The 6,182-nt window shown below is 65.9% G+C and carries 7 protein-coding genes; 5 read left to right on the forward strand and 2 right to left on the reverse strand.

What is annotated here, in order from left to right:
• The first annotated feature begins 75 nt into the window (after positions 1-75).
• Positions 76-1,125 carry a thioesterase domain-containing protein gene (locus tag ACFUTU_RS20970; protein ID WP_377967844.1) on the forward strand — a complete coding sequence of 350 codons (1,050 nt, stop codon included), beginning with the start codon at positions 76-78 and terminating at the stop codon, positions 1,123-1,125.
• 61 nt (positions 1,126-1,186) lie between these two features.
• Here ACFUTU_RS20970 and ACFUTU_RS20975 read toward each other — a convergent pair whose 3' ends face one another.
• Positions 1,187-2,023, reverse strand: a complete 837-nt coding sequence (locus tag ACFUTU_RS20975; RefSeq protein ID WP_377967846.1) for an HAD-IIA family hydrolase — start codon at positions 2,021-2,023, stop codon at positions 1,187-1,189.
• A 52-nt stretch (positions 2,024-2,075) separates the two neighbouring features.
• Here ACFUTU_RS20975 and ACFUTU_RS20980 point away from each other — a divergent pair, with 52 nt between their 5' ends.
• The 3 genes from ACFUTU_RS20980 to ACFUTU_RS20990 all read left to right on the forward strand — a co-directional run bounded on the left by ACFUTU_RS20980 (position 2,076) and on the right by ACFUTU_RS20990 (position 4,388).
• Positions 2,076-2,762 carry a TrmH family RNA methyltransferase gene (locus ACFUTU_RS20980; protein WP_377967848.1) on the forward strand — a complete coding sequence of 229 codons (687 nt, stop codon included), beginning with the start codon at positions 2,076-2,078 and terminating at the stop codon, positions 2,760-2,762.
• A gap of 148 nt (positions 2,763-2,910) precedes the next feature.
• On the forward strand, positions 2,911-3,930 hold the full coding sequence (fbaA, locus tag ACFUTU_RS20985) for a class II fructose-bisphosphate aldolase (RefSeq protein WP_377967850.1): 1,020 nt from the start codon (positions 2,911-2,913) through the stop codon (positions 3,928-3,930).
• 2 nt (positions 3,931-3,932) lie between these two features.
• Positions 3,933-4,388 carry a DUF3151 domain-containing protein gene (locus ACFUTU_RS20990; protein WP_377967852.1) on the forward strand — a complete coding sequence of 152 codons (456 nt, stop codon included), beginning with the start codon at positions 3,933-3,935 and terminating at the stop codon, positions 4,386-4,388.
• On the opposite strand, the gene ACFUTU_RS20995 is transcribed toward ACFUTU_RS20990, so the two are convergent.
• Positions 4,385-5,017, reverse strand: coding sequence for a uracil-DNA glycosylase (locus tag ACFUTU_RS20995; protein ID WP_377967854.1), 633 nt, complete (start codon positions 5,015-5,017; stop codon positions 4,385-4,387). The two genes, ACFUTU_RS20990 and ACFUTU_RS20995, sit on opposite strands and share 4 nt — an antisense overlap.
• A gap of 409 nt (positions 5,018-5,426) precedes the next feature.
• On the opposite strand from ACFUTU_RS20995, the gene ACFUTU_RS21000 reads away from it, so the two are divergent.
• Positions 5,427-6,116, forward strand: a complete 690-nt coding sequence (locus ACFUTU_RS21000; RefSeq protein ID WP_377967856.1) for a SipW-dependent-type signal peptide-containing protein — start codon at positions 5,427-5,429, stop codon at positions 6,114-6,116.
• The last annotated feature ends 66 nt before the right edge of the window (positions 6,117-6,182 follow it).

Consider the following 6,182-nt stretch of genomic DNA (forward strand, 5'->3'; position numbering starts at 1 on the left):
GCTTTTAACATCACCCGGGCCAGAAGGCGTCCGCCCGCTTGTGTTGCCCGGCTTGGCTGTGCCTAGGGTAGTCCAGTGCCATATGAAGGGGCCGCCGGCCAGACGGACCGGCAGAAGGCGCCGGGCGCGGACGCTGCCCGGCTGCTCCGGCGTGCCGCAGACCTGAAGCGCTTCTCCCGCCGGACCTTCCTCACCGGTGCCGGCGCTTCCACTGTCCTGGCTGCGGACATGCTGTTCACCAAGCGCGTCCAGGAGGAACGGCAGGTCCACAAGATCCTGGTGGTTGAGGACGACTTCGCGCAGAGCTACTTTCCGCACGCCAGCTGGATCCTGTTCCCCGGGTACAAGACAAGCTGGGAAGAAGCCCAGTGGATCCTCAACTCGCTGCGGGGCAGCCTCCGCCTGCGCGGCCAGCTCGCCGCAGCCGGATATTCAAACCTGGGGCTGGACATTGACCAGCTGGTCATCGCGGTGATCGAGCACGTCCGGGCGCACAACCTCAGCACGCTGTACTTCTACGGTCACAGCTTCGGCGGCATGGTGGCGACGCAGGTGGCCGCCCGGCTGCTGGAGCTGCATGGCGTGAAGGTTGAGCTGATCGTGCTCGACTGCAGCCCCTACAGCAAGTTCGACGTCCTGGACCAGAGCTGGTTTGACGGCGTGGTGTTCCTCTACGAAAGCGGCTTCCGGATCCCGTCGGTGCTGCGCGGCGGCTACGAACTGGGGGAGAGGGTGGTCCACAAGGACGAGCGCACCTGGCGCCAGATCCTCGACCAGACGCTGGAGCAGCTGTCCCCGATCGCGCCGTCCAGCGTGCTGGTCCAGACGGAGTCCGCCTACATCTACCACTTCGACGCCACCCGCTTCGCGGGGCAGATCGGCGACACCCGGATGGCCTATATCGGAAATCCGCGGGACCAGACCGTCAACTACCAGACAGCCCGTGATTCATGGGCCCGGACGTTCGCCGCCAACATGGTCGCGGCCGACCGGCAGACCACAGGGGCGCTGCCGGCCCACGCGAGCCCGGGCTGGAACCCGTTCGTGTACCGGCCCATCCTCGAGGACCTGGAAAACGAGATCTTCCCGCTGCCCGGAGGCGGCGGGAAGATGACCCCGTTCTGACCCGGCCAGCCCGGGCGACCCGGCCGGCCCGGGCCCCCGCGGCCAGCGCCCGCGGCCGCCGTCAGATCTGGTTCTTGAGGTCCGCGACGGAGGCCAGCACCTGGTTGGGGCGGAACGGGTAGGAGGCGATCTCGTCCCGCTGCGTAATGCCGCTGAGCACCAGGACGGTGTGCAGCCCGGCCTCCATGCCGGCGATGATGTCGGTGTCCATGCGGTCGCCGATCATGGCGGTGGTCTCCGAGTGCGCGTCGATCTGGTTCATGGCCGAGCGGAACATCATGGGGTTCGGCTTGCCCACGATGTACGGTTCGCGGCCGGTGGCTTTGGTGATCAGCGCGGCGATGGCACCGGTGGCCGGGAGGGGGCCCTCCTTGGACGGGCCGGTGGCGTCCGGGTTGGTGGCGATGAAGCGTGCGCCGGCGAGGATGAGGCGGATGGCGGTGGTGATCGCCTCGAAGGAGTAGGTGCGGGTTTCGCCGAGCACCACGAAGTCGGGGTTCTGGTCGGTGAGGATGAAGCCTGCCTCGTGGAGCGCCGTCGTCAGTCCGGCCTCGCCGATGGTGTACGCGCGGTTTCCGCTGTCGATCCCGCCGGCTGACACCTGGTCCTTCAGGAACTGGGCCGTGGCCAGCGCTGAGGTCCAGATGTTCTCCTCCGGGATTTCCAGGCCGGAGGCCCGCAGCCGGGCCGCGAGGTCGCGCGGGGTGAAGATCGAGTTGTTGGTCAGGACCAGGAAACGCTTGGAGGTGTCCACCCAGCGCTGGATCAGTTCCGCTGCCCCGGGGACGGCCTGGTTCTCATGCACCAGGACGCCGTCCATGTCGGTGAGCCAGCACTCGATCTCCTGGCCGCTGCGGTACACGGCCGCCGATGTCTTTACCTTGTCCGCTTCTGCCATGTTTATCCTTCACCGAGATGTTTGCGTTCGGAGCCCAGTCTAGTGTTGAGGGGTGACGCAAACGCCCGGGACACCCGAACCCCAGCCAGAACCATCCCCGCCAGACCAGGACGGGACGCCTGAGCAAAAACCGGAGGTCGGCGTCGGGCCCTGGGAGGGTGAATGGCCCGCAGGTGACCACTGGGATCCGGACCTCCTGGCCGACGGCGACCGGCGCAACGTCGTGGACAAGTACCGGTACTGGCGGCATGAGGCGATCGTCGCGGACCTGGACTCCAAGCGGCACGACTTCCATATCGCCATCGAGAACTGGCAGCACGACCTGAACATCGGCACCGTGGTGCGCACCGCCAACGCGTTCCTCGCCAAGGAGGTCCACATCATCGGACGGCGCCGGTGGAACCGCCGCGGGGCGATGGTCACCGACCGCTACCAGCACGTCCGCCACCACCCCACCGTGGAGGACTTCGTGGCCTGGGCCCAGGCGGAGGGGCTGGCCATCATCGGGATCGACATCTTCCCCGATTCAGTCCCGCTGGAGACCTACGAGCTGCCGCAGAAGTGCGTGCTGGTGTTCGGGCAGGAGGGCCCGGGCCTGACTCCCGAGGTGCACGCTGCCGCTGAAGCCACGCTATCGATCGAACAGTTCGGCTCCACGCGCTCCATCAACGCCGGCTCGGCTGCGGCGATCGCCATGCACGCGTGGGTGCGCCGGCACGTGTTCGGCCAGCACGTCTAGCCAGCTTCGCCGCCTGCGCAAAGTGTTACCCGTCCGGGGTGACCCGAAACACGGCCGCAGAACAGAAATGGCTAGGATGGTTGCTAGCCGACGAGGTTCACTCCAGGGTCTACCCAACCCGCAGACGAAATTCGATTTAGGAGTCAGCATGCCAATTGCAACCCCAGAGATTTATGCCGACATGATCGACCGTGCCAAGAAGGGCGGCTTTGCGTTCCCGGCGGTCAACGTCACTTCCTCCCAGACCCTGAACGCTGCCCTGCGTGGTTTCGCCGAGGCGGAGTCTGACGGCATCGTGCAGGTTTCCACCGGCGGTGCAGCGTACTGGTCCGGTGCCTCGACGAAGGACATGGTGGCCGGTTCTTTGGGCTTCGCCGCGTTCGCCCGTGAGGTGGCCAAGAACTACAACGTGAACATCGCCCTGCACACCGACCACTGCCCCAAGGACAAGCTGGACGGTTTCGTGCTGCCGCTGCTGGCCGCGTCCGAGGCTGAGGTCAAGGCCGGCCGCAACCCGCTGTTCAACTCGCACATGTGGGACGGCTCCGCCGAGACGCTGCAGGAAAACCTGCGCATCGCACGTGAACTGCTGGACCGCACCGCCGCAGCCAAGATCATCCTTGAGGTCGAGATCGGCACCGTCGGCGGCGAGGAGGACGGCGTCGAGAACGAGATCAACGAAAAGCTCTACACCACGGTGGAAGACGCCCTGGCCACCGTCGACGCCCTCGGTGCGGGGGAGAACGGCCGCTACATCACCGCTTTGACGTTCGGGAACGTGCACGGTGTGTACAAGCCGGGCGGGGTGAAGCTGCGCCCGGAGATCCTGAAGGACATCCAGGCCCAGGTCGGTGCCAGGATCGGCAAGGAGAACCCGTTTGACCTGGTGTTCCACGGCGGTTCGGGTTCCTCGGACCAGGAAATCGCCGACGCCGTGTCGTACGGCACCATCAAGATGAACATCGACACCGACACCCAGTACGCCTACACGCGTCCGGTGGCGGACCACATGTTCCGCAACTACGACGGTGTGCTGAAGGTCGACGGCGAGGTGGGCAACAAGAAGACCTACGACCCCCGCGTCTGGGGCGCCTCCGCCGAAGCCGGCCTCGCGGCCCGCGTCGTCGAAGCCACCCACCAGCTCGGCTCCGCCGGCAAGACCTTCTAGTCATGTCCGACGAGTTCCGCAAGAACCTGCTGGGCCCCGAGCCCACGCTTCTGCCTGCCGAGACCGAGGTGTACCAGCACCTCGCGCTCGGCGCTGAGGCTGTGGACCTCGTAGCGAAGCATCCCACCTCGTCGCTGTTGTGGGCCGTGCTGGCAGAGGAAGCGTGGTCGGAAGGGCGCACCATCGATTCCTACGCCTACGCGCGGGTTGGCTACCACCGTGGACTGGACTCGCTCCGCCGCAGTGGCTGGCGCGGTGTCGGGCCGATCCCGTGGGAGCACGAGCCCAACCGCGGCTTCCTCCGGGCGCTGTATTCGCTGGGCCGCGCCTCCGCGGCCATCAACGAGGCCGAGGAGCCGGAGCGCATCGAGAAGTTCCTCAACGACTCGGACCCCGCCGCCAAGGCAGCGATCGAGAGCAAGCAGCACAACGTCGTTGAAGTTGCCGGTGGGGACTAGCCGGCTTTCCGGATACCCGTACGGGCCATGGCGTCCGCGTAGGCGACGTGCATCTCGTCGAGGTACTGCTTCTGCCGCTCAGGGGTCCCGGCGAAGGAGCGGCCGCTCAGCGAGCGGACCTTGTACGTCTTCAGTCCCCGGCGCCACAGCAGCGGAACTTCGGTCTTGAGCAGCAGGCCGGCCAGGCGGTTGGCCTCGGTGCCGTGTGCCACGATGACCGAGGCGCGGGGCACCAGGGCCAGGACCTTCAGCAGCGGCTTAAGGCCGGCCTGGATCTGTTCCGGGGTGAGCTTTCCGTTCGCCTCGCCCGGCGTGTGCCACGGGTGGACGTTCCAGGGCATGATGTACTCCGGCCGCAGGCCCAGCTTCCACTGGATGCCCAGCATGCGGGTGGCGGCGTCGTCGTCGCCCGGCATGATGAAGCCGGTGGGCGATGCCGTGCCGATGTTGGAGTAGAGGCTGATGATCCGGCATTCCTCGACGTCGTGCGCGGGGTCGACGTACGGCACGTGGGTGCCCGGCTTGGCGCTCTGCAGGGTGTCGCAGAGCTCGTTGACAGCGGCAACGTTGGGCTCGTAACGGCGCGTCAGAAGCTGTTCATGGAAGGATTCGGTAGCCAGGGCGGTCATATGGTGCTGTGTCTCCTGCAGGTGGGTCGCGCCGTCGCGCCGCAGGCCCGGCACGCCGCAGGCATGCCGAATGCGGCGTGGTGTGAATTGAGGTGGACCGGTACCTGACCGGTCCTCCCCAGTTTAGCAAGGCGTCGGAACAGCATGGCTCGGCCACCGCACCATCCGGCAGCCGGATCGCGCAGGGATGGGCCCGCCGCAGAGCAAATGAGGGCTAAATCACTTTCCGCGCGGTGGGACTTCCGTCATGGCCGGCGGGGATCTCCAGGGGTTCAATAAATCCATTAACTTGACTTTGACCTGCGCAAATGATGAGTTTGAGCTATCGGATTTTGGGGGAAATGCCGATGCTCTCCCATGTTTGTATCCGATTTCATCGTTCGGCATACATCTGAATCTGGGGGAAATCATGGTTGCATCAACCAGCGCGAAGCCGCGCTCCGCAAAAGCTACGAAAGTCAGGGCCATTCTGGCGAGTGGACTCGTCCTGGGAGTAGGCGCAGCGTTCACGCTCGCAGCCTGGACGGACAATGAGTGGGTCTTCGGCCAAAGCGACAACGGTGGCGGTCCGGGCACCAAGACGTACCACATGCAGCAAAACACCTGGACGGGTGCGGGAGGGACAGCTTCGTGGAGCGACCAGGACAATGCGCCCGGTGGTGCACTGACGTTCAGCGTCGACGCCGATGACCTGGTGCCGGGCAGCACTGTTTACGCTCCGATGCAGCTGAGGGCCGCAGCCGGCTCCGAAGCGCTTGTGGCCAGCCTGACGGAGGCTGTGCAGTCCACTCCCACAGATCCGGTGACCAACTCGTCGGTTCTGTACAGCGCCCTTCGGTACGAGGCGAAGCAGGGCGTGGACAAGGCATCGTGCAATGCCGCAGGCTTCGGCGGTGCCGGCTCCAGCATCATTCCCGCAGGATCCCCCTTGACCACCATCTCGGGGACCGGAATCAACCTCCCGGCAGGTGACACCGTGACCGACGGCGCCGCCGCTGACATCTGCTTTGCACTCACGCTGCCGTCCAGCGCCGCAAGTTCGCTCCAGGGACTCAAGACTGTTCCGCTCTGGAAGTTCACGAGCAGCGTCGGCTCGTAGCCACTGGTCATGCCGGAGCTACTGGCCGGTGACAGATCCCCGTCCCGCGCGGCCCCGGTGCCGCGC

Origin of the sequence: Arthrobacter sp. NPDC057388, assembly GCF_042668165.1 — a bacterium.
Taxonomy (GTDB): Bacteria; Actinomycetota; Actinomycetes; order Actinomycetales; family Micrococcaceae; genus Arthrobacter.